This window comes from Vibrio sp. 2092, from assembly GCF_033339635.1.
GTDB classification, from domain to species: domain Bacteria; phylum Pseudomonadota; class Gammaproteobacteria; order Enterobacterales; family Vibrionaceae; genus Vibrio; species Vibrio alginolyticus.
In genome coordinates this window covers 102,314-127,226 of sequence record NZ_JAWOUY010000018.1, presented here as the reverse complement: position 1 = coordinate 127,226, position 24,913 = coordinate 102,314, and the positions used below count along the sequence as shown (strand labels likewise).

The 24,913-nt window shown below is 51.3% G+C and carries 21 protein-coding genes; 2 read left to right on the top strand and 19 right to left on the bottom strand.

Annotated features, from left to right (window positions below; translation table 11 throughout):
- Positions 1-167 precede the first annotated feature (167 nt).
- From R7P80_RS23610 to R7P80_RS23595, 4 genes are all read right to left on the bottom strand, one after another.
- Complete coding sequence (locus R7P80_RS23610; RefSeq protein ID WP_000739139.1) at positions 168-1,076, bottom strand: hypothetical protein; 909 nt, start codon at positions 1,074-1,076, stop codon at positions 168-170.
- 10 nt (positions 1,077-1,086) lie between these two features.
- Complete coding sequence (locus tag R7P80_RS23605; RefSeq protein ID WP_000085160.1) at positions 1,087-2,055, bottom strand: AAA family ATPase; 969 nt, start codon at positions 2,053-2,055, stop codon at positions 1,087-1,089.
- A 219-nt stretch (positions 2,056-2,274) separates the two neighbouring features.
- A complete protein-coding gene (locus R7P80_RS23600; RefSeq protein ID WP_001186917.1) occupies positions 2,275-2,460 on the bottom strand; it encodes a hypothetical protein in 186 nt (61 codons plus the stop codon).
- A 303-nt stretch (positions 2,461-2,763) separates the two neighbouring features.
- Positions 2,764-3,084 (bottom strand): hypothetical protein, encoded by a 321-nt coding sequence (locus R7P80_RS23595; protein WP_000547566.1) that lies wholly within the window; start codon positions 3,082-3,084, stop codon positions 2,764-2,766.
- Between the two features lie 294 nt (positions 3,085-3,378).
- Between R7P80_RS23595 and R7P80_RS23590 the strand changes: the two genes are divergently transcribed.
- Positions 3,379-4,020 (top strand): hypothetical protein, encoded by a 642-nt coding sequence (locus tag R7P80_RS23590; RefSeq protein ID WP_000796664.1) that lies wholly within the window; start codon positions 3,379-3,381, stop codon positions 4,018-4,020.
- Positions 4,021-4,142: 122 nt separating this feature from the next.
- Positions 4,143-5,003: a hypothetical protein gene (locus tag R7P80_RS23585; RefSeq protein WP_000709517.1), complete on the top strand. Its 861-nt coding sequence runs from the start codon at positions 4,143-4,145 to the stop codon at positions 5,001-5,003.
- 38 nt (positions 5,004-5,041) lie between these two features.
- Here the strand turns inward: R7P80_RS23585 and traN are convergent, their stop codons facing one another.
- The 15 genes from traN to traL form a co-directional block, all read right to left on the bottom strand.
- Complete coding sequence (gene traN / locus R7P80_RS23580) at positions 5,042-7,837, bottom strand: conjugal transfer mating pair stabilization protein TraN (protein ID WP_001256484.1); 2,796 nt, start codon at positions 7,835-7,837, stop codon at positions 5,042-5,044.
- 115 nt (positions 7,838-7,952) lie between these two features.
- Positions 7,953-8,960, bottom strand: coding sequence for a TraU family protein (locus R7P80_RS23575; RefSeq protein ID WP_000983282.1), 1,008 nt, complete (start codon positions 8,958-8,960; stop codon positions 7,953-7,955).
- The gene (locus tag R7P80_RS23570; protein WP_000575345.1) at positions 8,957-9,628 is read right to left on the bottom strand and encodes an EAL domain-containing protein; all 672 of its coding nucleotides are present in this window, start codon (positions 9,626-9,628) and stop codon (positions 8,957-8,959) included. The genes R7P80_RS23575 and R7P80_RS23570 overlap by 4 nt, the downstream gene beginning before the upstream one ends.
- On the bottom strand, positions 9,625-10,890 hold the full coding sequence (locus tag R7P80_RS23565) for a TrbC family F-type conjugative pilus assembly protein (RefSeq protein ID WP_001447719.1): 1,266 nt from the start codon (positions 10,888-10,890) through the stop codon (positions 9,625-9,627). The genes R7P80_RS23570 and R7P80_RS23565 overlap by 4 nt, the downstream gene beginning before the upstream one ends.
- The gene (locus R7P80_RS23560; protein WP_001010740.1) at positions 10,853-11,383 is read right to left on the bottom strand and encodes a S26 family signal peptidase; all 531 of its coding nucleotides are present in this window, start codon (positions 11,381-11,383) and stop codon (positions 10,853-10,855) included. Before R7P80_RS23560 ends, R7P80_RS23565 begins: the two co-directional genes overlap by 38 nt.
- The gene (locus R7P80_RS23555; protein ID WP_000351984.1) at positions 11,380-11,697 is read right to left on the bottom strand and encodes a hypothetical protein; all 318 of its coding nucleotides are present in this window, start codon (positions 11,695-11,697) and stop codon (positions 11,380-11,382) included. The genes R7P80_RS23560 and R7P80_RS23555 overlap by 4 nt, the downstream gene beginning before the upstream one ends.
- Positions 11,698-11,711: 14 nt before the next feature.
- On the bottom strand, positions 11,712-14,159 hold the full coding sequence (gene traC, locus R7P80_RS23550) for a type IV secretion system protein TraC (RefSeq protein ID WP_000637384.1): 2,448 nt from the start codon (positions 14,157-14,159) through the stop codon (positions 11,712-11,714).
- Positions 14,156-14,863, bottom strand: a complete 708-nt coding sequence (locus tag R7P80_RS23545) for a DsbC family protein (RefSeq protein WP_001259346.1) — start codon at positions 14,861-14,863, stop codon at positions 14,156-14,158. The genes traC and R7P80_RS23545 overlap by 4 nt, the downstream gene beginning before the upstream one ends.
- A 148-nt stretch (positions 14,864-15,011) precedes the next feature.
- Positions 15,012-20,498: an Ig-like domain-containing protein gene (locus R7P80_RS23540; RefSeq protein WP_000606835.1), complete on the bottom strand. Its 5,487-nt coding sequence runs from the start codon at positions 20,496-20,498 to the stop codon at positions 15,012-15,014.
- Positions 20,499-20,698: 200 nt separating this feature from the next.
- Positions 20,699-21,016 (bottom strand): TraA family conjugative transfer protein, encoded by a 318-nt coding sequence (gene traA, locus R7P80_RS23535; protein WP_064754699.1) that lies wholly within the window; start codon positions 21,014-21,016, stop codon positions 20,699-20,701.
- Between the two features lie 78 nt (positions 21,017-21,094).
- The gene (gene traV, locus R7P80_RS23530; protein ID WP_000793435.1) at positions 21,095-21,673 is read right to left on the bottom strand and encodes a type IV conjugative transfer system lipoprotein TraV; all 579 of its coding nucleotides are present in this window, start codon (positions 21,671-21,673) and stop codon (positions 21,095-21,097) included.
- Positions 21,670-22,983: a TraB/VirB10 family protein gene (locus R7P80_RS23525; protein ID WP_024131605.1), complete on the bottom strand. Its 1,314-nt coding sequence runs from the start codon at positions 22,981-22,983 to the stop codon at positions 21,670-21,672. Before R7P80_RS23525 ends, traV begins: the two co-directional genes overlap by 4 nt.
- Positions 22,983-23,900, bottom strand: coding sequence for a type-F conjugative transfer system secretin TraK (locus tag R7P80_RS23520; protein WP_000794249.1), 918 nt, complete (start codon positions 23,898-23,900; stop codon positions 22,983-22,985). Before R7P80_RS23520 ends, R7P80_RS23525 begins: the two co-directional genes overlap by 1 nt.
- Positions 23,884-24,510 (bottom strand): TraE/TraK family type IV conjugative transfer system protein, encoded by a 627-nt coding sequence (locus R7P80_RS23515; protein WP_001049717.1) that lies wholly within the window; start codon positions 24,508-24,510, stop codon positions 23,884-23,886. Before R7P80_RS23515 ends, R7P80_RS23520 begins: the two co-directional genes overlap by 17 nt.
- Positions 24,507-24,788 carry a type IV conjugative transfer system protein TraL gene (gene traL, locus R7P80_RS23510; RefSeq protein WP_000805625.1) on the bottom strand — a complete coding sequence of 94 codons (282 nt, stop codon included), beginning with the start codon at positions 24,786-24,788 and terminating at the stop codon, positions 24,507-24,509. Before traL ends, R7P80_RS23515 begins: the two co-directional genes overlap by 4 nt.
- Between the last annotated feature and the right edge of the window lie 125 nt (positions 24,789-24,913).

The following is a 24,913-nucleotide window of genomic DNA, read 5'->3' as shown; positions in this document are numbered from 1 at the left end:
TATTGAGAGATTAAGTCTAGGCTATAGTAATCTATTTGTATATAGTATTTTCGTATAGTAGATTAGTGATGATTAAAAATTACTTTGTTGACGCCTTTAGACATCATGACCTCCAAGTTATTTGGAGAGGGCCAACGCCCCTTTCGGGGAGCAAGCCCCCGTAAGGGTTAAAAAAAGTGATCCTCTTGTTCGGCGTCGATCTCTGCCAGGCGAATCAGCTCAGATACAAGGCCAAGCCTTTCTGCATCTGCTCTTACTTCGTCGTAGCTGAAACCAAACCGTTCAATGAGGGGTTTTAGTGAATCAAAACGCTCGTAGTCGAAGGTATCACCCTGTTCATCACAGAATGCCACCAGCGGCTTCTCTACGTTTGAAAAGTCATCCGCGAAACGCTGTTGCAGGTAAACCAACATCAGCAGGGGTTTGTGACCATGTTCCGGGCGGAGTTCACCAGCGCCTTCCAGCGTAGCTGGATGGATAGTGTTTTCGCCTAGTCCAGTGCTAACCCCAAGCTCATAACCGCTGTCAGTACGCATCAGCACACTGGGTAGCAAGTCATTTGAGCCTTCGCTCCGAGCAACCTCAAAGCCGATTAAACCGGCTCCTTTGGCAAAAACCCCAGCAACAAAACCTTTGAAGAGGTTTATGTCACCTGGAGGTAACTCAGAGGGCGGAGATAACAGCCAGTTGAGAGATCCCAAGCTGGCTGTTTGTCCGGCTGAAACATTCCCCCCTTCCAGCACCGTCTGTGTCTCTGCGTTTACCAGCACCTCATCCAGAAAGGTGTACCCCTGGCTGAGAAACTGTGACACATACTGGCTTTCTTTGTCCTTGTAGGACATTGGGATCGTGTCTGGGCCGTTAGCTTCAAAAGGTCCTTCGAGCTTTGTCTCAGACCAATTTTCAGCTTTCCCATCAGTGACGGTTCGGCGTAGCTCGACCATCGTGAATTGGCCTGGCTCCGAGGAGCTGGGCTCCCGGAGCAACTTGTAGCCAATGAAGACTTCTATTGTGGTTTCGTCATTGCCCCACTCTTTAGCAGTGTAACGACGGCACAAACAGTCATTTTTCTTCATGCGTCACCTCTTAGCGCCATTGGTCCCCGAACACATCCTTCGCAACACGCAGGATGGCTTCACGCTCCTCTTTGGCCGCACGGATAAGCAGAGCTTGATCCAAGGCGTATTCAAGAGCATTTGGGGCACCACGGAACGCTAGAGACAGTTTCGCCCAACGCACCAACGTCCGAGTGGACATGGTGACGCTGATCTGACCATCTTCACCGTTTTCGCCAAGAAACAGTTTGCGGACCTGATTAGCAATCCGAACCATTCCCTTCCGCACATTTTCCGGAAGTTTCGGAGTAGCACGGCCAAGAATGCTGAGTTCAGCTTCCTCATCCGCATACCCTACTTTGGTGAAACGATAGCGATCCATAGCTGCGAGGTTCTGCATCATCACCCCCTGGTACAAACCAGAAGCATCACCGGACCCCGTAGAGTTACCAGTAACGACCACACGAAACATCGGGTGCGGCTTGATGATTTCCCCGCCATTCTGAGCGATCACAAGGGGACGCCCTTCAAGGACATCGTTGAGACCAGCCAGCTCGGCAGGGTCGGCCAAATCCACCTCGTTGATGAGGAGCAGATGACCTTCACGCATAGCGACTGCCAGAGGTCCATACATGAACTTCATGACAGGTGGTTGACCAGGCTTTTCCGCGACCAGAGCGTGATGTCCAATCAGATCTGTCAGCTCCATCCGCCCGTGGGCAGTGATTTGCTGAACAGGCCAGTTGAGACGACCAGCGATCTCGGTGATACCTGAGGTTTTGCCAGACCCGGTAGGGCCGGTTACGAACAATGCGTCACCGCCAGGCTCTTTGAGATAGGCCAAGACCTCTCGCAGAAACTCTTTGCGGAAAACGTAGTTGGTATCAGTGGCAGGGATGAAAGGGTTTGAACCGTCAGCGTAGCCGATGGCCGTTACCTTCTCCGGAATGCTGGGCATACCGAAAACCTTGCTTACTGAGAATTGAGAGTATTGAGACATAGGTGCGCTCCTATTGTGACAGGCGCACCACGTCCCGAACCGGGCGGATGCGCCCGGTTGGGCTAGTAAATTAACGTTAATTTGCTGTTTGTTTTTGGCGACCAGCTATCGCACTTTTCGCTCTCCGAAGAGAACAAAATCTGCTTACTGATGGTATTCACCATGAGTAAGAAGACTTTTAAGGAGCGAGGAGAGTAGCCTCTCCTGGAGGCTACTCCCTCAATGGACGAACATCACCACATCGTCGTTTTGACCAATGACCCCGGTTTCTTTGGCCCACTTCACTGCTTCACTGTGCGCCTGGTAGGAGCTGGAATACAGTTTCGGATCAAATTTCACCTCGCGTCCATCAGCCAGATAGATGATGCCTGCGTGATCGTCGTAAACATGAAGATTCTGTTGCATTCGACATTCCCCCTGTAGCTTGTCGTCAAAGCCAACTGACACCAGAAGACTTTGAGGACAAGCCACAGAGGCTTGACCAGAAAGAGAGGGGTTGCCCCCTCCCTTTGCGTTGACTATCAGCAGTAACCGAACGATTCAGCGATTCTCACGAAAGGACGAGAGATTGCCCAACCAGCAGGGATACACAAAGCGATGATAGCGATTTCCATGATGTTGCTCCTAAGCAAAAAGGGGCAACATCCCCGTCGGGGTATGGTTGCCCCGATGGGTTTGAAAGTGTCGAAGATTACTCAGCGACAGTTATTACCAAACAAGTTCCTTGCCCTTACGAAGGTAAGTCGGGATTTCGAGATAATCCCAGTCAGGTTCTTGTTTAGCGACTTCTTGAACTTGAGTTACCTCAGGTTCAACGACTGCTTTGGCTTGTTCAGCCTTGGCAGCACGTTCTTTGATGACGGCCTGTACAGACCGCATTGCAGGAACTGCGAATTTGTTCCAAAGGAACAAACCGATACGCTGGAACACTTTAGCGAGAACGATGAAGGAAAAAGCAAATGCCTTCGCGCCTACGTACAGTGCGCCCAGAGATGCAAGCAGAACTACAATGAAAGTGATGATGTGCATGGTGTTGCTCCTATGTAAAAAAAACAGGGGCAACACCCGAAAACCGGGAGAAGCCCCCGGCTTGGGGTTAAGTAATGCCATACGGCATAAGACTAGATGCTGTTTGTTTTCGGAGACCAGCTATCTCACCTATAGCCGCAGAGCGACTAAGATGATTCAAATATAGCTCACCTTTGCTAAACAGAAAACGCTGTAACTGTCCATTTTGGGCACTTCGAGAGGTCAGGTTACAGATTGACCGCATTTATCCTTTCCAGTGCGTTTATCTGTACCTCAAATTTAGGAGTATCTCTAATGGCAGAAGCACAAGTAGCACTGGACACAAACAACGACCGCAGCAACCACTACTCTCGCCCTGTTTTCAAGCAAGTTCTGAAAGTAAACAGCCTCCAAGCTCAGCGCGTCATGGAACGCAGCTTTGAGCGAGTTTCCAACTCCCTGTTCTCCATCGACGTGATCCTTCGCATCATCGGTGAGCAGGACGAAATCGACCAGGTTGAAACCGTCATCCTGGAACACATTTCCAAGGTCTCCGAAGACCTGGACAAAGCTACCGCCCAGCTCAACAAGCTGATGGAAGACAACGGCATCGACATGATGCCCGGCTACACCAACCCGAATGAATACACCATCGAGATCAACTCTCCTCAGGTTGCTCAGTTTGCACACCTGATCCGCAAACTGGATACCCTGATGGGGATCGTTGACACTCTCTGGCTGAACACCGTACTGACCAGCAAGCAGCGCACCGACGCCACTTACCAATGGCAGCAACGCCTCATCAAGCTGGCCGGTCGAATCATCGGCATCGAGAAACGGGCTCGCATTTCCGCCCACAGCAAAGGCAAAGAAGGTGAAGTGGCCGAAGCCGCTCCGGAATCTGCAACCGGCGACAAGGAAATCGCAGACGAAGCCGAGAAAACAAAAGCAGCATAACCCAGCCCAAACCTTTGCCCCTCGCCCGAGGGGCTTTTTTTTGTCTTTTATGGTTGCATTTTTTGATGCTGTGATATTATCGAAGTAAATCAGATTCAACTCAGGTAAGAACGGAGAACAACATGAAAAAGGCTTTAATCACCACCGTGGCTCTGGCTGTAGCAGCTCTATCTGGCTGTGCATCCACCAGCAGTTACGAACCCACAGCGTACAAAACCAATCACAGTCGCGCTTACAACATCGCGGAGGCCGGTGGCCTGGTAACAGGCATCCAAGACGCTTCTGTTCCGCGTGACAAGCTGGAGCGTCTGACCGACACCAAAACGTTTGGGGCAGCCTACGTGCTGTCTGGCTACATGTCCCCTCAGCTCGGAATGACCGACTGGCAAGGTGGCTTGGTCAACCTTGCGAACTGGGCTATCGGCCCCAAACAGCATGGCGCTCGCAATAGCTTGATCGCTTGGATGCCTGCTAACGAAGCAGTTTCACCGGCAGACGCTCAGGCCAAATTTCTTTCACATGTGAAAGTTTCCATTGAGTCAGCGCTGACTGATTTGGGTGCCAATTTCACGCTTCTGTATGACAAAGACGGTCGCCTAACCTATCAGTTCTACAAGAATGAATGGGGTTGCCCGACGTGGGTGAACGGACAAAGTAAGGTAGCTGACATGTGTTCCGTTAAGGTGAAAATCGTGGAGCCTCGCCTAGGGTCAGCTCCTAATTTTGTCTCTGGCGTTCAAGGTACAGCGTATGCCTTCACATCAGGCCATGAGACCGCATACAACTTTGTGAATGTCGGTAATGGGGCAGCAAGCCATGCTCCTCAGCAAGCGATCTACGCAGCTATTAGCAAACAGCTACCAGCTTGGGCCTACCTCTACCTTGCTCCAAAATCGGTTGAGCTGGATAATGGCGAAAAAGTTGCTTTCCCTTACCTTCTTGATCAGGGAAAAGCAGAGTTATTTGTTTACCCAGAAGCGTAATCAATCTACATGAGAAAGGGGCCGAAAGGCCCCTTTTTTTATCCACCACCAGTTGGCGCGCCTGTTTGAGGGTCTATGCTGTTTGTCGCCTCTTTTCGCTTCGCGTCAATATCAATCCCTTCCAACCGCTCCAACGCCCTTTCCTGAGCATTCTTCCGCGTCCCGTCAATATTGAAGTCATTCCCTGCTCCAGTCAGCGAGTCGAGATTTATTGAGGCCGGATCAGGGAATTTACCGTTCTGCTGTAATATCCCAAGCCACTCATCCAAATTAATTTTGCTCCAATCAATTTCGGCAATTTTATCTAGTGGAATCCCTTCACACTGAGGATTTTTGGGGTCTCCAAAGTTCTGCCCCAATTGAGGGCGAACCTGTTCTTGTATAATACGAGAGAGCGGAGAATTGAAGCAGCAATACGCTTCTCTTTTTTCAATACAAGCGCCCAACACCTTAGATTTACAATAAGAGCCTACATAGGTGCAATTCTTGAGCGCTCTTTTTGCGTTCATAGTGAACTCTTCTTCCTCGCACTTATAAATCATCTGGATCATCACCATCGCAACGACATAGACGGTATATATCGTCATGGCAGTGCTAAGCCATGTTGTCGCAGTCTCCATCATTGCTTCGGCAGCTTGTTCAGATGCTGCGGCAGCCGCCTGCTCTGTTGCTGCATCTTGGCCTGCTGATTTCATGACATCCATCATCACTTCTTTGACTTGCTCTTTGAGCTGGTCAATGAGTTGATCAACAAACTGCTCTACAGGCTGGAAGAACGAATCAACAGCACCTGAAACGTTCTCTATATAACTTGTGAACGGTTTTGTGACTTCTGTCCACCCTTGAAGGGCAGGTTCCCTAAGTACCTGATAAGCACCTTTAAGCGCATTACCATCAGTCAGCCCCATCACTGCGCCATCGAGCTTTGGAACGGCCATTATTAGGTTCAGATAATCGGCAAGAGATATATTGGTTGGCTTTTCACAGCAATCAGAAACTCCCCCAACAGCTATCTTGCATTCGCCAGCTTCCCCTGCAAAAGCAGAGCAAATAACGTTTTCATCCCCGGTAGGATTGTCATCCCCATCTTGGCCTGTGCAGCTCATATCCTGCGTCATGAATTGGGCTGCATTGAGCAACGCAGTAGCGCGAGCAAAATCAGTGCTTTGTGTTTTGGTCAAATCAAGGCAGTCATCTCCCATGCAGCGTATAGGCCCACCGCACTGGTACTCAGTTTCCTTTTCCAAGGTCGGAACAGAAACATCTGTACCACAGTCATAAGTATCCTCGTGGACGTAGCACGTACCAGAACTTCCCTGAGCACCATCAACACATTTGGAACTGATGAAGCCGCACTGAGGGTTTTCTTCATATTTCTGACAGCTATCGAGATTCCCGCCCGTGTTTACCGGACAGTGCGTTTCACCTTGAGGGTCTGTCCAGCAGTCCATTTGCCCCTTATAGAAGTCATAGTCAGCTTTAACTCGAACCTTTTTGCATAGTTTTGGAATACCAGGCAAAGGTGACGGCTTGAGTTGAGATTCGCAAACTTTGATCCCATTGATGACTGTGCAGCCAGTAGCATCAGTCGGGTCATCTATACATGTGATCTCGCCTTCCGCAAAACCATCTACCACCCCTTTGGCTGAATCCATGCAGCTCTGTGGAGCCCACTCATCCTTGGTAATGGCTTTCGATGGGTCATAGCGGAGTTTTATGCGGCCAAAACCCTCACCTTCGCCACTTACTGAAACGCGGATCTTAAACGTAACAACATCACCATCTTTCACGTTCTTAAAATAGGGAGTGACATCAACATTAGGGTTTCGCTCCCAACTCGTGGAGAGCTCACATCTACCGGCTGTTTCTGGAGGGAAGTTGCCATCTGGGCCAGACCACACTTTAGTCTCTTGGCCGGACTTACCGACCCACACTTGCATGTAGTCATCCCACTTGGCGTATTCAAGCGTTGCAGACACTATGGCATCTGGATTGCTGACTTGGACCCGCGTGTACTCCTCATAAATCTTGCAGTTACCACTCCAGTAGTTGTCCCCCACTCGACCAATCCACAACTCAGTACAGCCTTCTCCACAAGATTTGAGGTTATATGGACCATCATAGTGCTTCACCACAGAGGCGTCGTAGTCATGGACAACCTCACAGTCCGCGCTTTGATCTACAACACGCTGACACCGTTCATACTCTGGAATGTGGGCGTTGATAGTATTCTGATTGATGGTTGTTTCGGCAGAACAATCCCCAAAGCCACCTGCGATGAGGTCCATATCCTCATAGGTCTTTTTGCTTAGATTTAGTACCGGGTCATTACTGAAATCAGGGCGTGATCGATTAGAGGCATCGAGAAGAACCTTGTATGCCGCACCAGAGATTGATGGATTAGCACTATTGGCATCACTCCACAGCGACCCTTTTGCATTATTCCCCACGCTGTCCATGTCATCGCCAGAGTCGTAAATGCCTTGCAGACCGCCCACATCAGGTTTATTGGCATCAGGGAAGTAATAACTATCAGGTTTATTGTTGGTCCCGCTCGTTCCGGGGAATAGATCATTGACATTAATCTGACTCCCCCCGTTCATTTGGAATTGACCGTCTTTCAACGTCGGCATAGAGATTGTGCCATCTTGCACAGTCCCCGAGCTCGACTTGAATGAGTTTGAGAGGTTTTGTCCGAAAGCCTGGGCCTCTTTACCCACCGCTGTGATGTCCTGGTCTTGGCTACCGTTAGCGTAGGAATGTATCGGCAGCGCAGACATGGTTACTGTCAACAGCGAGGCCACAGCTTTCATAAAGTAATTATGACTTCGCATTGTGTTCTCCATTTCAACCTTCCCATGCTATCTGAGAAGACAAGGGCCACCTGTACGTGTAGTGGCCCTTTTGGGGCATAATCTAAAATGCCCGTGCAAATTCGTTAGGGTCTGCTCAATTGTTACAGCAATCATTCCATCGCCAGATGGTGTAAATAGGGTCTTGCCCAATTGCCGGTATAGTTCGCGCCAGACCCCACGTAAGAGTGGATTCGCCAATTACGTGAGATGAGTTTGTCTCTGGAACCGGATGCAATAGCGTGAATTTGTACTGCGTTTTGGGTAGTGTTGGGCTAATAACGCCTCTACACATAGCCTCAGAACCCATTGTCTTCCACGCTAACCCCCGGCGATGCAAAGCAGCCAGAACCCTTGTGCTAAGAAGACTGCTATCGCGGATAACACCTTTTCCACCATTCTGGTTGCCACTAAATGGATACAGGGTGCCCCATGAACCAGCACACCAGAAAAGCTGTTTTAAAGGTTTTCCAGCGGTTGATGAGACAGCATCAGCAGTACACGCAGCCGCCGCAATTGGGTTTGCTACTGCCGCCGCCTCTGGATTGGTAAAAAAAGCGAGCTCATCATTGTTCCAGGTCGGGTCGAGCTCCGACATGTACATGATGTCGAGATCCATATACCCATCAGCATTACAGGTCTGCTTAATAAATAAATCGAGCATCACCAACAGAGGAAACGCATAGTAGTGATAGTGCATAAAAGAACCATCACCACCATCCATGTCTCCCATGCCATGATGCCCTTGGTTAGTCCTATCAAACGGGAACCTGACACCATTCAAGACTGATGAGCAGCCAGGCACTCTCTGAAATTCAACGAGCCGTGCTGGCTCCCACATAGAAGTGGTGACTCCAGGCCGAGGGACCCCTAGATTATCCTCGCACATACACAGAGGGTTGCTTACGGCTTCACTCGGGAATGATCCGCCTCCACCACTTATAGGAACCCCTGCTACTTTGATAGGGAAAATACAGCTCCAGCAGATGTCAGTAATCAGTTTTCCGCCGATCACTTCCGCATTCTGGCACCCAGGGTCAGCCGATACCGAACCAACCCAAAAGACCGCGCTAACGGCCATGATCCGTAGAATTTTTTGCATCATGGTAAGGCCTTTACGTAATTCAAATTTTTCTCCATGACAGCAGGCTTCCCGTGATAGAAACCTTGTTGCCATGACAGTCCAAGTAATTTGGCGCTCTCCCCCAATGGGAAGCTCTCCACCTGCTCAGCAATGAGCTGTATGCCTTTTCGGCGGCAGTGGAGGATGGCCGGGTAGTCTTCAAGCGACCGCAGTCTTCTCGCGTCAAACTTGCAATAGTGCCAGTCATAACGGCTCAGGCGATCCAGAGAAGAGTTTTTGTCTCCATAGTCATCCAGCGCCAGCTCAACCCCTATTTCGGTCAGAGCCTCCCATCTCGATGCGAGAGAGGCGTCCTGAATGCCCTCTGTAATCTCGATGACAAGCCGTGATGAGTGATTTTTAGCAATGTCGCGGACAACCCTACACCACGCCTTGAAGATGACGTCTGATTGCAAAGTTTGTTCGGAGACATTCAGAAAGAGAGCCGGGTACAGATCCAAGCAATAATGAAGGTTGTCCTGAATGAACCGTGCCATCTCCATATCCACCAGTCCCCAATAAGGAGGAGATGACAGAGAGGATGGTGTAAGAACCCGGCCTTCGTCGTACCAACGAGCCAGTACCTCAGCAGCGACAAACGAACCTGTGCCGACGTCTTTAATTGGTTGGAAAGCCGGGGCAAAAATCATTCACCGCCCTCCTCAGCAAGTTCGCGGACAACAAACTTCTTGCCTCTGGCAGTAATGACGCTCGGTGTGTGCTCCAGCTCGAACCGGGTAATCAGATCTGGCGTCAGCAGATATACCGGCGCGTCAAAGTTGTCGGTGACACTCTTGTAGGAATCCCAGCCTTTGTCTTTGTCGAACTCTGTGGCGATATAGGTGATCCGTTGTACGCCAGGCTCCAGCTTGATTTCAGGCAGCTTCTTGGCGAGTAGTTCCATTTGCTTTTTGTCCAGCGGGTCGAAAACTACGACCGCTTGGGTAAATGGCCGCGTTCCAGGCTTGCAAACTTCCTTCGGATCGCACAATGGGTTGATCACGTCACCCGCGTGAGCGAACACAGTGCCATCCGGAGTGCTGATGTCACTGGTGATCATGACGCTAGGGTCAATTTCTCGTGTTCGAGATTTTGGCGCTCTTGGCAGCTCATTGAAATTCTGCTTGGTCCAGAAGCGCTCTATAGCCTGTTTCTTCTTCTCTTCCCAGTCGATATTGGCAAGGCGTTTCTTGGCAACATCAATAAGGTCTGGCTCACTGATTTTCTCCACCGGCCCCTTAACGCCGAGATCGCCTTTTTCTCCGTTATCCACTTCCCGAGCCAACCATACCGGGTCGGACAACCCGGAGACCTGGGCGACGACGTTTGGTTGTTCGCCAGGCAGCGGCTCATCCTCCAGCATCACAATCGTGGGAACGGCTGTGATGTTGTACGTTTTGAACAACGTAGGGTTGATGATGATGTTCGGCACTGGGTCTTTTTTGGCCGCGAGCGCCTGAATAGCTTTAACTCCCTGCCCCAAGTTCATTCCTTCCGGGATGCCACGGAACACAATTACAGAATCAGGCTGGCCTGACACCGCCGTTAGGACGTCATCTAACCCCTGTTCGCCAAGAGACAACGAGGCGAAAACCAGTATCCGATGGTCAGAGTAGATACCCTTTTCAGCCTGTTTCCGGTGCATCTCCTTGAGCGTTGGGTTAGTAGTTTGGAGCTGCTTGAAAAATGCCTTGGCTTCGGCCTGAGCCTCGTCCATGTGTTGGTTTTGCAACAGAGATGGCATTTCCATCTTCTGGGCCTTTTGGGCAATTTGCTTTCCTTGCTCAATAAGCGCCTTATCCTGCTCTGTGAGCGGAGACTCTTGAGCGTATGCCCCGCCAGCCACAGAGAACATCAACGCCACCAGAACGCTCTTAGAACAGGGGATATGCGCGGCCAATGATCTGATCATTTTTCACAGTCCCCCAGTAACGTGAGTCGAAGCTGAATGGGCTTTTGCCCATAAACCAGTAGTTGTTCTCTTTCAGCGTGGTCTTGCCGTAAAAGTGGCTCTCTGGCAGATGTAGTTTCCCTGCGAGCTGGAGCCCCTCTCCGACGACATCACCATTGACGGTGATCTTCCACTTATCGTTGATCTCGACTTTATCCCCCGGCATACCGGTGAGGATTTTGACCATGCGAGTCCCGTCCTTGTAGAAAGGCTGCATGTTCTTGGCTTGGAAGGCGTAAACCGCTCCCCTCTCCAGAGTTTGGTCGTTCAGATCAATGAGGAAGAAGGTGTAACCCGGCAGGCACTTCTCCTGTTGTGGATCAATGCCAATACGGTAGCGGCTGGCAAAGGCCGCACCAGCAGCCCAAAGAACCACTAGTGTCACACCTGCCTTAACCCCGAAGCGCTTCCAGGATTCCTTTTTGACGAAATACTTCTTGAGTGGAAAATTCATTTCAGCACCTCATCAGGGAGGTACACGTCACTTGGAGCCCCGACGACAGCACTTGCGTCAAGGACCAAATAACCTGCGTCTTTCAACTTCAAAATTGCGTCATTGGTCTTGACCATCAGCCTTTCAACTTCCTCCTGAGAGGCACCAGCGGGATACGCCGACGCCACTTTAGCGAAGTCAACCACGACCACTGGCGGGGTTTGATTCAAACGCTGATGGATGCTTGCCGTTTGTTCGCTCATCACGTAGTAGCTACCGCCGAAGCCACCAGCGGCACCGAGAATGGCGGCGATTGCGATTGATTTAATGTCCATTACTGTCTCCCTGGTTATGCAGCCTGCCGACGGCTTCGCATTACGGCCTTGATTGCCTCAGGTATGCTCATGCCTTGTTTCACAAACTGGTCGATGGCGTTAACGTCCACCGGATCGGTCGAATAAAGTAGCTTCTGGAAGTCGCCCACTATCAAGCGACCGACGCCCATACCGCTCTTCGATTTGATAAAGATTTCTGAGTACACGCCTTGGATGGTGTGTACCGTTTTGAGGGTGTGGAACCCGCCCTCTGAAAGGGTCAGACGACCGCTACGTTTAACAGATTCCACGGTTTCTTCGGTTTGGCCGAGCAAGTACATGCTGGCCGAGTTCTCCGCGATGGCGCGGCCCACTGCGTTCTCATAGAGGTCGTTGATGGACTGCGTTGCAATGACAACGGAGCCACCGTACTTACGGAATTTGCGGTAGGCATGTTCCATGAAGACCGAGACCTCGCCCTCTTTGAGCAGGTCCCAGGCCTCATCCACGATGACGACTTTCTTGCGGTTACGTTCACCCAGGAATACTTCTTGCTGGATCTGGTAAATAAGCTGGAGTAGTACAACCTGACGCAAGTGCTTACGCCCTTGCAGTTCATCGAGCTCCAGTACAGTGAACTGGTTCTGGAAGCTGACGTTGTTCTTGCGAGAGAAGTATTTCCCGTAGCTGCCCTGCGACGTAAAGGCGTAGAGCTGCTGACCAATATCCTTGAGGCGCTGGTCATTTTCTTCTTCCAGGCAGCGCTCAGCGATGTCGTCAACCTTCATCTCTTTACCTTTCTCTTCCCACAGGCGAGAAAGGACCTGTTTCAACGCAGAGATTTGCCATTCATCCAGCAAGCCCTTAGCCGAAGCCATCGCACAAACGAGGCTGACTATCGCGTCTTCTTCGTCCTCGTAGTTCTGTATGAGCTCAAACGGGTTGAGGCAGACGTGCGTTCCTTCTTCAAAGTGAACGAAGTCGCCATTGAGCATTTCCGACAACTTCTGGTAGGACTTACCGGCATCAATAACCCAGACCTGAGCCCCCTCGGACAAGTAGGAAAAAATCAGTTCGTTGGTAAGGAACGATTTACCCGAGCCGGATTCGGCTGCGATCACCAGGTTCTTGTTGGTATTACTGTCGTGAAGAGACAGACTCATGAGCTGGCCGTTGCGGGAAATCAGCGCTGCATGATAGGTCCCGGTCCCCTTCCATTCCCCAAACACCGGCAGGACCACAGCAGCCTGCTCGGTTGTCATGGTCTTGTAGCGGAATAGGTCTCGCACTGCATCCCGGTCGGTACAGAATGGCAGGCAGTTGAGGAACATCGGCAGAGCAACGAACTTGTCCTCCATCAGCTCGAACCGAGATTCACGCCAGATGTTTCGTGCGGCCATCGCCGCCGCTTCAACACGTTCTTTGGTTGGAGCAAATAAAACCACCGAGTAGGTGATCTTGACTGGCTTAGCCCCCTCTTTCATGGACTCATAGAGAGTGTCGAAGCTCTCCTTCTTGTCCGCCAGCACCGGCACGAATTTGAGCATCGGCCCGTAGGCTTGGTTTACAGTGAACTGGCGTTTGCGCTCCAGAGTGTTTTTCGTGCTTTCTGCCTCAGGGAAAAAAACATTGGTCACGACCATGTAGTTTTCTTTGATGCTGGAATTGCCGCCGCTGAGATCCCCGGCATAGGTCAACGCATCACCAAAGTAGAAAACGTCAGGCAGCTTTTTCGCTGACATGACTTTCGCGTGGTAGTCACCCAGCCTGATGCCATTCTTGCTGACTTCCACGTCGGTGCCGTAATCGAAGATTTGCTCGCAGATGGGCTTATCCATCTCCCAATCCACAGAGTCATGTCGCCATGAAGCATCTGGCCCCCAATTCAGGATGGTGCTCATGATCCGGATGTAGTTCACCGCCGTCATTGTGCGAGGACGCAGACCAACGGTTTGAAGCGATGATTCGACCTTCGTGCGAAGCTGTGCGAGCTGCTGGAGTTCGCTTTCAGTCGGGTTATTGTTCTTGATGGGGACTTTGCACGTAACGAACAGCTTGAGGTCTTGGATCAAGCCATTGTCGTAGATACCTTTGTTGGTCTTGGCAAATATGCGATCTGTCGTGTGGTGCTGGAGGAAGTTAATCCGTTCCTTGATAACAGATGTCAGCAGCTCGTGACGGAAGCCATCACGCAAACCCATCATCCGGTACATCTCCTGATTGATGTCCGGGGAGCGGAACAGGACAAACTGGAGCGTAGTCTTCGACGGGAACTCCTGATTCAGGAAACCGTTCATTCGCTCCTGAACTTTTTCATCGGCACCACACAGGGGCTCACACATGAAACCAAAGCCTGCACTGTGATCATCCATAAGGAAGACATGATCGTCTTCGTCATAGGCCAGGACAGGAATAATCCCGGCAGCTCGCAAGTGCTCCGGGATCAACGTTTCTTCGAGTTTCTTTTTGATGGTTACGATCATTCAGCACTCTCCAACCATGATTTCAGGTTCTTCGGACGTCCTTTGCTGACACGACCATCCGGAGCAACAACGAACGGAACGCCCTCAATCCCAATGAAATGAGCTGTCAGCAGCGTTTGGTCGTATTGGCCGGGGTCGCAGGTTTCTTTTGAAGGAAGGGAACCCAGGGTGTTGTTCATCAGCGCATCAAGCGCGTGGGTTTTGTCTTTCGCGCAGTACAAGTTTTTTGCCAGGCGGTTGGACTCAGCACCCAGAGCTGGAATCACGATAAATTTAAAGGTGTAATCATCCACCAGCGATTTGGCATCACCCATGAGCTGATGGCAAACCGCGCACCTAGGATCAACAAAGACCACCACCTCTTTGTCACCACGCCCCATCGACACAGTGTTCAGCGTGTCCACATCCATGCCCATGCTCTTGAAGTGGATACGCTCCGCTACATCCCTCATTTGGGACATCGTGTTGAGGGGCTTCTTGCTCCACAGGTCGTAGATTTGTCCTGAAATAACAAATCGTCCGTTTTCAGAGAGGAACATGATCTGCCCATCACTTTGGACGGCTCGAACCCCTTTGATGGGTAGCTCTACAATGTCCTCTATCTTCGCCGCTCTGGGATCGGTGATTTCCAATTTCGATGACGCATGAGCCGTGCCGGTAATAATCCCGAACACCATCAGCGCCCCAAGTAATTTTGTCCGCATGTCTATCCCCTAAGATTGGATTACTGGATGCTGGGCAGTGTATCCGGGGGATGGAAATAGACTCGCCTCTGTAATAGCCCAATTTGGACAATTCCAGCGCGATACAAAAAAAAGCCCGGTCTGAACCGGGCTTTGAGAGGAATGAACCTTAGTTCATGGTAACAGCTTCGGATTTGCCCCCAGAGTCATCGACCCCAACCAGAGAGATGGTCGGCATCGTTTCATAGGTGCCCTTGCTGATAGTCACTCGATCAGAGCTGATGCTCTGCAACTCACCGGCAATGGTCCATTCGTAGGACTTCATGCGGCCATCGGTATCTTCGCAGTTCGCATAGACGATCCACGACCCAACGGTCTCTCGTGAGCTCAGGCTACATGCAGGCAACTTGTTCTCTGCAACATTGATGTTCACCTCGCCCTCAGCTTCATGCCCCATTTCTGAGGTTATTTTCAGCTTGATGCTGTGCTCACCAGCGCCCAGAGTTGCTCTGCCGTAGTAACCACTGCTTTCCAACGGTGTACCATCTACCGAATAAACACGAGTCGAAATACGGTCGCGTGGGTGGCCGCCAGAAATGTACGGTCGCAACAGCACATCCAGAGGCTCACGCTCGTATTTGTTCGAGCCAGAGTATTGCAGGTCAATGGCATAGGGCGCTGCCTGGCCGATCTTGAGCGGTTGCTCGATCACGGTCTCATGGCCGCGAGCATCACGGACAGTGACCTTGATGTTGTAATCACCCGGCTCATTGATCACAAAGGACCGGACAATATCCTGCCGCTGATCCTGAATCACAGCGCCTTCCGGCAACTCCCACTCGTAGGTCGGCTCTTCCAGCTTGCCGTTGAAGGCAATTGGCCGCACTGACGCGGTGATCGTCGCAGGAGCCACGTCTGCGTTCTTCCTAACCTGCATTCCGAAGCTCGGCCATACATACTGCCAAACGCGGGAGCGTAGGCTATGCGAAGCCTCTGCACCCTGATCTCGGTATCCTTCGATCCAGGTGGTGTACTTCGTTTCTACAGTAGCCTGATTGAGGTCAGTGTCAGAGGGTTCGTACTCAGCAGTATCACCCTGCACAATCGAGCCATCAGGCAGCGTGAAGAACCCGTTCAGCTTCACGTCCATCCCACGGTAAGGCAGGCTGGTTTCGGCTTTGAACACATACTTCTTACCGGTCTCAATAACTCGCGGCCCTGTCACGTAAGGACGAGGTGCCTTCACTGCTCGGAAGTCAACCGCCGTTTTCGCAACTTCATAGGCATAGCCGTCATCAGCCGGTGCCGTGGCAGAGCGCACACGAGCCCACAGGCGGTATCGGGTTTCTTCATCGCTCGAAAGCGTGATGCTATCCCCTGTCTGCGCGTAGGTTTTGCCACCGTCAGTAGACCACTCAACAATGGCATTGCCACCGGAGATTGGCTCATCGTTCAACGTCAGGTTCGCTGTGTACTTGCCTTCACTTCCGACAAACAACGTGGTCGGGCCGATAACAGCAATATCAGGTTTGTCGTAAGCGACAACACTGACCGCTTCGGTGTACTTTTCCGCACCTGAGTTGACGTTCACCACCTTGGCCCGAACCTGGTACTCCCCCTTGTCGAAGGTCTTCACAAGCTGATACTTGTATCGATCTTCTGGGATGAACTGCTCCCAGGTTTTACCGTCGTCCTTACTGGTTTCCCACACAACCTGGCCGGTAGCCCGGAGATCCTGACGGTCGTCCAAAGATAGCTTGAACACAGCAGTGAACGGAGCTTCACCAGACAACTTGCGAGCCTCCACGCCAGCACCGATGGCACCACCGCGAAGCACTGTCAAGAAGGCAGGTCTGATAGACAACTCTGTGCGGTTGTAACCCTCAACAGGGCTTTCCAGAACAGCCTCAGCAGCGATACGGACGGAGGAAGTATCCACACCAGACAGGTCTACTGAGAACTGAGCTTCACCGTTCGATGCTTCCGCATAATCAGTGAGCGCAACCGTCTCGTTGTAGGCCTTTTGCTGGATCAGGCGTACTTTCCACACCCCCATCGTGTTAGCGTCATAGTCACCATCAGGTTTGTACTGATCACGGATGAGAACCCTAACCGGCAATGCCTGGGTGTCAATCGCGGTATCACCTTTAACTTCAACGATAGGACGGATACTGTCAGAAGGTGCAGAGATAGCCCGGTAGACAACCTCAGTCTTCACATCAGGCACCTTGTTGTAGGCCGCGTTCACCTTGTAGGTGGTCTCCTCCCACAACGCTCGCTCATCGGTATTGATGCGGCGATACACCTTATTGGTGGCACCCCATCCCGGAGTGAAGGTCTCAGACTCAAGAACATCCGAGTTGCGCGATATGGCAATATCCAGATCAGCTCGTTCAGAGTTGATAATGGCATCACCCAGGTAGTTACCTGTCATCGGCACCAAGTAGATGTTGTCTTTGAAGTTGTAGTCGGAGGCTAGTTCAACGGTCGGAGCTGGTGGGTCAACCGCTTCGACATTGAAAGTCTCGTCGTTCAACGTCACCCTAGTGCCGTTACGGGTGAAAATACTTACCCGCCACCCCAGTGGATGAACGCCGTTGGAGGCCAATGAACCAGAGAGCGAAGGTGATTCCGATAACGGGTCTTGGACCAATCCATCGGGGATCTGCTGCCACTCGAACAGACAGGCACGGCTTGCACTACCAACAGCCTTGTTCGCGGCCTCTTTTTTCGCACGGTCTGCGCTGAGGGTTATAGAACAGTCTGGCCCCTTGCTCTGCTTGAAGTTCACATCAAAATCTTCAATGACGCGATTCACCTGAGCAATGTCATCAATCGGGGTGTAGCCAACAGAGCCATAGGCAGTAGTTACCGTCAGGTTCTGAGAGCCAGACCCAACTTTTACCTTGGAACCGTCACCACTGAACAGGTACAGGCTGTATTCGACAGGTTGTTCACCAATGCTCACAGCCTGCCCCACCAGCCCAGCAACTTTCATCCCGTTGTTGTCCTGCGTAGTTTGTTCAGCCTCATCTGGAGTTCTGTCCCACTGGAGCAAACACACCGGGTCACGAATTGGGTCTGCGGCCATAGCCACATCCTCTTTCGTGGTGAACCGGCAAGGCACACCCGACTCTGGCAGGGCATAGATTTTCACTGGGTCAATGACCTGGCGAATTGTCCATGATTCAGCAGAGAGCTTAGCCGTCCCTTTCCAGGTATTGATGTCCACAACCAAGATGGGTGAGTTCGGCGCGGAGGTCATGACAAGAAGGCTGGAAGAGCCGACCACATCAGGAACAGCAGGTTTAACCGGAATGCTCAAACGACCACCTGACGCACCGAAATCATGTTGGCTCATGATCCCCATTGTCTGGCCTGGCTCGATACGCACCCCATTAACCACCAGCGGTACTTTCGCATCAGAACGTAGGGTCGCAAACACGTCGTATGAACCTGTCACGACAGCACCATCACTGAGCGTCAGCGGCTTGGTTTCGATGATCCGTTTGCCATCTGCATGAACAAATTCATGAGTGACAGCGGGGACCATGACCTTGCCATCCATCCCATCCGCCAGCATTACCTGACGAGGTTTGTACTCGAAGCCAACAGCCTTTTGAACCGCATTGCCTTGTGCATCCTCACCGGAAACAGTCAGCGTGTAAGATTCCCCTTCCTTCAAAGAAGGGAACATTACCGGGTACTCAAGGCGGAATCGACCTTTCGACTCCTCACGCCAAGACAACTGCACCTTGTCATTGGCAGGCCCCCCTACAAGGGCAATAGAGGTCAATTTAGGTGAAGGGTCGATAGCATCAGCCAAGGTAATAACAACATCATCTAGAGTCTGGATAGCTGCTCCATCTGCCACACTGAGTGTCATGGTTGGTGGCGTTCTATCAGACGTTATCTGGAACATTGGTTGTCGCGTTAAAGGCCCGTGCATCTCCTCTGCTGCGGCAACAAGACTGTATTGCCCCTCAGGGAGAGTTTTAAGATCCCACTGGTAAGTGTAGTTCTCCCAGTTGTTGGCTATTAACCCACCAGTTGGAGACAGCTTGTTGCCTTTGCTATCTTCAATCCATGCACTTCGCAGACGCAGCCTATCAAAGTAAGCGCCTCGTCCTGGCTGGTTAACGAATAAGGTAAATACCTTGCTATTTTGATCGAACTGCTGACTTAGCTGAGGGTAGTGCTGATCGTTCCAGTTAACCTCTGCCCAAAGAGGATTCGAGCGAAGAGATTTATCCGGATTGAAAACTGTCGCATTATCGTGGACGTACCCTGTTGTGCCTTTAGCCATTGTGAAGCTATTTGCAATCACGCAGCTATCTTGACCAACAGGAATTTCACAGCTTCCCCTGTGAACGGCAGTTTGAACGTAAGGCCTTGGTTCAACTTTGACACGGATACTACTAACAGTGACAGGAAGAACAGAATTGTTCACCCAGTAGCGGTAAAAACTAGACCATCCTATATCACTGTAATTGTAGTCCACACCCAAAAGTCTGGGACTTTTAGGCGCTGATGGAGAGAGTGTGAGGTTATAAGCAATACCGCCTCCCCCCCACTGGCCGAAGTTCACCCAACGCCAATAATTGCCGTCGGTATTGCCATAAGGTGCGGTTGTGACGAGATAAACATAGCTGGCATCTTCTCCTACCTTGGACATCTCTCCCAAGGCATTGGTCATATTTATCCCACCTTCTCTATACTCATGCCAGTTATCACGCGGAACACGCCAAGCTAACTTGATTGGGTTAGTTTTAACTGTCATGCCCTCAGTGTAAGCAACAAATCCGGTTAATCCAGGGCCTAAGTTGTTTGTACTTGAAGGGTCATAAACACCAAAAGGTGCAGACGGAGCATTGGTTATGCTATCAAACATCACTTTTTGACGAGGTGAAAGATAGCTATTTCCAGCGCTATCGCTTATCTCAAACTGAAGTGTAAACACTTCATCCAAGTCAGAGGCTGGGAAAAAGCCAGATTGGAAAGACTGTCTAGCTTGTCCGTTAGCGTCATCGTAGTTCACGGATACATCTTTGTAGAGTGAACCGTCTTGACGATACAGCTTTGCTTTGACGCCTTTGATGGGTGACTCATCAGAGATTCCTGACAGCAAAAAGGCATTATCCTCAGAGCCACCTAGACCCAGTTTCCAAACATCACCGCTAGTAACCTGCCCATAGTTACTATAAACCGGGGCAAGCGAAGAGTAGGTTGGCGGCGTCACATCGACAGTAAGAGGGTATTCATCCGTCTGTACTGTAGAACCATCAGAGGCAAGAATTTCCGCCCTGATAGTGTATGCCCCACCAACTGGAGCTGGTAGTTGAAGTTCCGCACCATAGTAGGATTTTCCACCCACTGTGATGCGATCAGTAGCCCCAAGAAGGTGGCTGGTCGCTGTCGAAACCACTGTTCCATCCGACCGAAGCACCGAAATCTTTACCTTTCGGTCGATACCGGCACTCAAGGCAAACGAGATATTGCCCGTTGGGTTGGCATAGTTGGCATTCGGAGTCAGAGACCGTTGCGTACCATCTGGAGCCTTAAAGGTGTATTCCAGCAGCTCTGCATGAGCAGCACCAGCGGTAAGAACCGCCAGAGCCCCAAGCATCGCCGGAATTTTAGGCTTGAAATTGATCATCGCATTCTCCATTCGTTTTGAGTTACAAGAACCCAATGCTGGAGGTTACGGGAGGGAGTGCATAAACATGGGCTGTGGAAGTGCCCTTTTTGAGCAAATAAGGAAATAGTTGGAATTTGTTATGACTGGACTTTTTGCCAAAAAATAAGGGCAGCTTTTAGGCTGCCCCTATCACCCGTTGATTAACGGCAAGGTGTCTTTTACACCCCCAGGCCATTGCTGAGTTGCACAACAGCCGGGATGACCTTCTCTGCATGTTCCAGAGTAGCAGACATGATGGATTCCACTACGGTCGGGGAGTTGTACAGGCCCATACCGCCACCGATACCCATAGCGAAAGCCATGAGGCTCTGGCGAGCGATACCACCAACAACACCGACCAGGATCATCGCACCCGCAACGATTCGACCCAAAGTACCTTGGGTCCAATCCTTGAGAGTTACCCATACGTCGTCAAACGCTGTACCACCAGTACCAGCGTGGGCCTGATCCGGCACGAGCAGGAAGGCTACCACCATCAACCCCAGGAAGAGGAAGAGTGCGTTGTTTTTACTTGAGGCATTCGCCAACTGATTTGCGTTCATCAAGAACATCTCCTATTTGGTTGTTTCAGACTTCGGTTCGTGTTGTACCGTTTGCAGCGGTCTCAAAACTGGCTCACTTTGCGGTGTGCCATCCCCAATCACCCACCTGCGCGGTTCGATTTCGGTATAGACATACCCTGTCACGATGAGATCACCATTGGTGTCCTCCCAGGGAGCTACCCAAATCCGCATAACCTGTGCTGGTGTACGAATTGGAATCGGGCGATCCGGAAGACGCGGTGCGACATAGTTGTCAATCACCGGGTCTCCGGAGCTAGATGAGTTCGCTGAAACGTTTGAGGAACCTTCGCCATCCGCTTCCGCTTTGGCCTCGACTTCCTCTGGTTTCATTGGACGCGGGACATTTCCGTCATTGGTTGCGGCGTAAACGTCTCGCGCTGACATACACTGAACACCATTCGGCATTCCCGGACAGCTATACTCATCCTTGCCGATGTTGAACGTCGAACAGCCCGACAAAATAAGTAGCGCTGCACCCACCCCCAACATCTTTGCGGATCTTACTGCCTGTTCCTTTTGAGCCTCGCCTCTGGAACTGCCCTTTCTGGTCAAAATGTTCAAATTTTTCATTTCTTGGTTCCCCCGGTGGAACGAATTTGTAGCTTGGTTCCTTTGGTCACGATGATGTCTACCTGACGGCCAGCATCGACCTCGATAACAGGGAAGATGCCTTCGGCCATGTCGATATAGAACTGAGCGATGCGATCTAGCGCCTTACTGGCCCCCTTCACTGCTGCTCCCTGCAACATCTGGTCGGAGAACACAGACTGGTACTGGGTATTTGAGCCAGGGTTAGTGCTAACGACCGGCACAGGATTGACGTCAAAGGCTTCGGAAACGCCACCAAGGAAGCCTGCCATCAAGCTCTTGGCGATGATTTGCCCCTGCTTCGATACGACGCGACCACGGACACCGGCCTTACCGTCTTCACCCACTGCATAGGAATCCAGCTTCGCTTCTATGACACCCCCATCATCCCGAACGCACGAGAAGGTCTCGCCACGCAGGTACGCTCGCTCTGAACTGAGATCTCCATAGCCTGAAACAATCAGGAAGCACTCACGAACATCCGCACGGAAGCGGTTAGGCAAAATAGCCTCTTTCTGAATCCTGAGGGTCGAAGGGAACGGATCTCGACGAGCACCTTGAGATGTTGGTGCGTCCATACCGTTGATGAGCACCCCTGTCAGGATGGAGCCAGAAGGTAGGTAGATAGACTCATCATCCTTGTTGTCCTTCTCTTCAACTTCTGGCGCTTTCTGCGAGTAGCTCACTATTTGGATGCCTGGTTTAGTTGCATCACGACCGTCTCCCTTGCCAGTTGCAGGAGCCCCACCCTTCGAGTCAGGAAGCGGTGCGTCCCGAAAAAAGGATGCAGGATCTTTGTAGTCGAGCTTTTTCTCCATGAACTGACCATCACCACCAGATGCACCATTAACATCGGCTCTGGCATCCTCTGATGAAGAGGATGTTTTTCCACCAGCAGCGCCGGTTTCGACTTTCTTAGCCAATTCCATGTTCTTCTGGGTCAGGCGGTCCAAATCTTGACGAAGGCGGGTCATCTCACGGCCAACATCACTGGATTTCCCGGCAGTGGTTTTGGTTTCCTCCAGCTCTTTCTTGACTCGTTCCAGCTCCTTTTTCAGGTCGGAGTTTTCACGAGACACCATCTTCACATCGGCAGACAACGAATCTATCCCGATCTCACGGGTGTTTTTGTCTGTGAGAACGTGCTTGATGGTTTCTTGGCGACCGCGCTTCTCTTCTTTCTTGGGTTCACCAGAGAACATTGTCACGACCGCAAAAAGAACGAAGACGCCGCCAGCGATAGACACCCAACGCTTCTTGTTGGGGTCTAACTGTGTCCAAAATCGCTTAATCATTGGGCACCTCCCAGCAGCGATGGACGCTTAGACGTTGGTGCGAGACCACGCTTCTGCTTCTTCGCCACATAGATCTCCGTCTTCTGGCCGGGCTCAAGCACGTTAAGCGGCCACGTAGTCACCGCAGCCACATCCCAGCTCCCACACAACGCCTCTTTGAACTCAATAGGCTGATCAGAGACGTTCAGGGCGACACCGATGAACACGTTAAGGTGGTGGCCCATCATGTATTGCCCCTTGCTGAAATCCACCTTTACCCCAGGATGAGCGCAGCTCGGCACCGCAGCACCAGCAGGGATGCGGTTCAACGTGTAACCTTGAGGGACTTCACCAAGAGCAATCTTGCGGAATACCGACCGGATGGTTTCGACATAAGGCTGGCTCTGTTCCCAGGTCTCAGCCTTGGTATTGGCAAAAGCACCAGTGATACCTACACCACCATCGAGCTTGAGAAAGACTTCTCTGGGCGGAATACGACGGGGAACCATCGTCAGGCTGAGAGCTTGGGCTTCCGAGCCTTTTTCAGTAATGAACATAGTCACCGGATACTGCTTATCCGTGGCGACATAGACCACATTCTCTTTGATGCAGACCTCACCACACTGGCCGTTATCCGTCGCCCCGGTCAGAGATGTTGAAACGATCTCAGGATTGCTGAAAGGCGTGACGATTCGGTTCGGATGACCAACGGCTATCGGGATGATCTGGTTAACCCCCGGCTTCATCGTCAGTAAGGGGTTTTCATTCATGCTGCCCACAACCTCATGGGAGCTTTGTCCTGACGTCACAGGGGCAGGAACATCCTTTTTCATAACACTGGCCGGGACAACAGGAATGTCATCCGAGGCATAGGCCATTGAAGTTCCAAGCGCCAAGGACAGCGCCAGGAGCGAAAGTTTAGCGTTGTTCTTCATGCTTTCTCCGGTTTTCTTCTTTGCGCTGGAGTTGCTCCAAAACAGTTTTGGTGCGTGGCTTTCCTACATAGGTGTCGATGTAGTCCAGCACGGGCGCGTAGTTTGAAATCTTGATGGCGAACTCGTAGGAGCGTTCGCTACGCTCTTCGTTAGAAGAAGCCCCTTTGACGTAGGAATATCCGTAGACAAACACCTTGTCGCTCTTGGGCTCGTACTCAACAAAACGCGGCTCAAACCGCATGGTTACGCGGTCGTTCTTGATCTGTTGAGCTTGAATTTCGATGGCATCAATCACGTCCTGATAGATGCTCGGGGAGAGAAGCGGGGTGATCCGTTCTTTCACAAAGTCAACGGTTCCTGGCGTCACATTGCCAAGGAGCTGAGCAAAAGCGAAACCCCAAGCCTCTTTATAGGACTGAGAGGCGTTACTTTTCGTCACCCAGGCTTCTTCCGTGAGCGTGAAAGGCTGGATAGTGACGATGGTTTCCTTGCTGAATACTTGGACCACCAGCAGGAAAACGATAGCAATAAGACCACCCTGGAAGATTCGCCCCCACTTATTTTCTGTTTGGGTCCCTTCCCAGGTCTTGAGATACTTTTTCAGGTTCAAGGCAAATACCTCCGGACAAACGGGTTCTTGAGAGATTTGGCCTTGGTCATGATGAACCCGGCCCAGTAGATCATGTGGAGCAGGTATCCATCCGGATGGTTATCCCTGAATCGGCGATAAAGGTTGGTTACAAGTAACCCCCCCAGAAAGCAGATCAGAGCCTTACCGATGATGACCCCTATCGTTAGCCCCAAAAGCATCGGGGCCAACTCATCTGCGCTCCACAACAGCAGATGCGGGGGCTCATCGACCCGGCGCGGTATCTTTACAGGCTTCATAGCAACCCTCTTCTTTTCCTAGTGGCCTGTATTCTCATTCAGGGTCACTGATTTTCTGCCACGGCTTCGCGCCCTTTTCGGGCACTTCCAGCGACAAATAAAAAAAGGCGGCCTAAGCCGCCTTT

Bases quoted from the DNA above. Each gene is read 5' to 3' on its own strand.
- R7P80_RS23610 (WP_000739139.1), bottom strand. From the start codon at position 1,076: ATGAAGAAAAATGACTGTTTGTGCCGTCGTTACACTGCTAAAGAGTGG.
- R7P80_RS23605 (WP_000085160.1), bottom strand. From the start codon at position 2,055: ATGTCTCAATACTCTCAATTCTCAGTAAGCAAGGTTTTCGGTATGCCC.
- R7P80_RS23600 (WP_001186917.1), bottom strand. From the start codon at position 2,460: ATGCAACAGAATCTTCATGTTTACGACGATCACGCAGGCATCATCTAT.
- R7P80_RS23595 (WP_000547566.1), bottom strand. From the start codon at position 3,084: ATGCACATCATCACTTTCATTGTAGTTCTGCTTGCATCTCTGGGCGCA.
- R7P80_RS23590 (WP_000796664.1), top strand. From the start codon at position 3,379: ATGGCAGAAGCACAAGTAGCACTGGACACAAACAACGACCGCAGCAAC.
- R7P80_RS23585 (WP_000709517.1), top strand. From the start codon at position 4,143: ATGAAAAAGGCTTTAATCACCACCGTGGCTCTGGCTGTAGCAGCTCTA.
- traN (WP_001256484.1), bottom strand. From the start codon at position 7,837: ATGCGAAGTCATAATTACTTTATGAAAGCTGTGGCCTCGCTGTTGACA.
- R7P80_RS23575 (WP_000983282.1), bottom strand. From the start codon at position 8,960: ATGATGCAAAAAATTCTACGGATCATGGCCGTTAGCGCGGTCTTTTGG.
- R7P80_RS23570 (WP_000575345.1), bottom strand. From the start codon at position 9,628: ATGATTTTTGCCCCGGCTTTCCAACCAATTAAAGACGTCGGCACAGGT.
- R7P80_RS23565 (WP_001447719.1), bottom strand. From the start codon at position 10,890: ATGATCAGATCATTGGCCGCGCATATCCCCTGTTCTAAGAGCGTTCTG.
- R7P80_RS23560 (WP_001010740.1), bottom strand. From the start codon at position 11,383: ATGAATTTTCCACTCAAGAAGTATTTCGTCAAAAAGGAATCCTGGAAG.
- R7P80_RS23555 (WP_000351984.1), bottom strand. From the start codon at position 11,697: ATGGACATTAAATCAATCGCAATCGCCGCCATTCTCGGTGCCGCTGGT.
- traC (WP_000637384.1), bottom strand. From the start codon at position 14,159: ATGATCGTAACCATCAAAAAGAAACTCGAAGAAACGTTGATCCCGGAG.
- R7P80_RS23545 (WP_001259346.1), bottom strand. From the start codon at position 14,863: ATGCGGACAAAATTACTTGGGGCGCTGATGGTGTTCGGGATTATTACC.
- R7P80_RS23540 (WP_000606835.1), bottom strand. From the start codon at position 20,498: ATGATCAATTTCAAGCCTAAAATTCCGGCGATGCTTGGGGCTCTGGCG.
- traA (WP_064754699.1), bottom strand. From the start codon at position 21,016: ATGGTGGTAGCCTTCCTGCTCGTGCCGGATCAGGCCCACGCTGGTACT.
- traV (WP_000793435.1), bottom strand. From the start codon at position 21,673: ATGAAAAATTTGAACATTTTGACCAGAAAGGGCAGTTCCAGAGGCGAG.
- R7P80_RS23520 (WP_000794249.1), bottom strand. From the start codon at position 23,900: ATGAAGAACAACGCTAAACTTTCGCTCCTGGCGCTGTCCTTGGCGCTT.
- traL (WP_000805625.1), bottom strand. From the start codon at position 24,788: ATGAAGCCTGTAAAGATACCGCGCCGGGTCGATGAGCCCCCGCATCTG.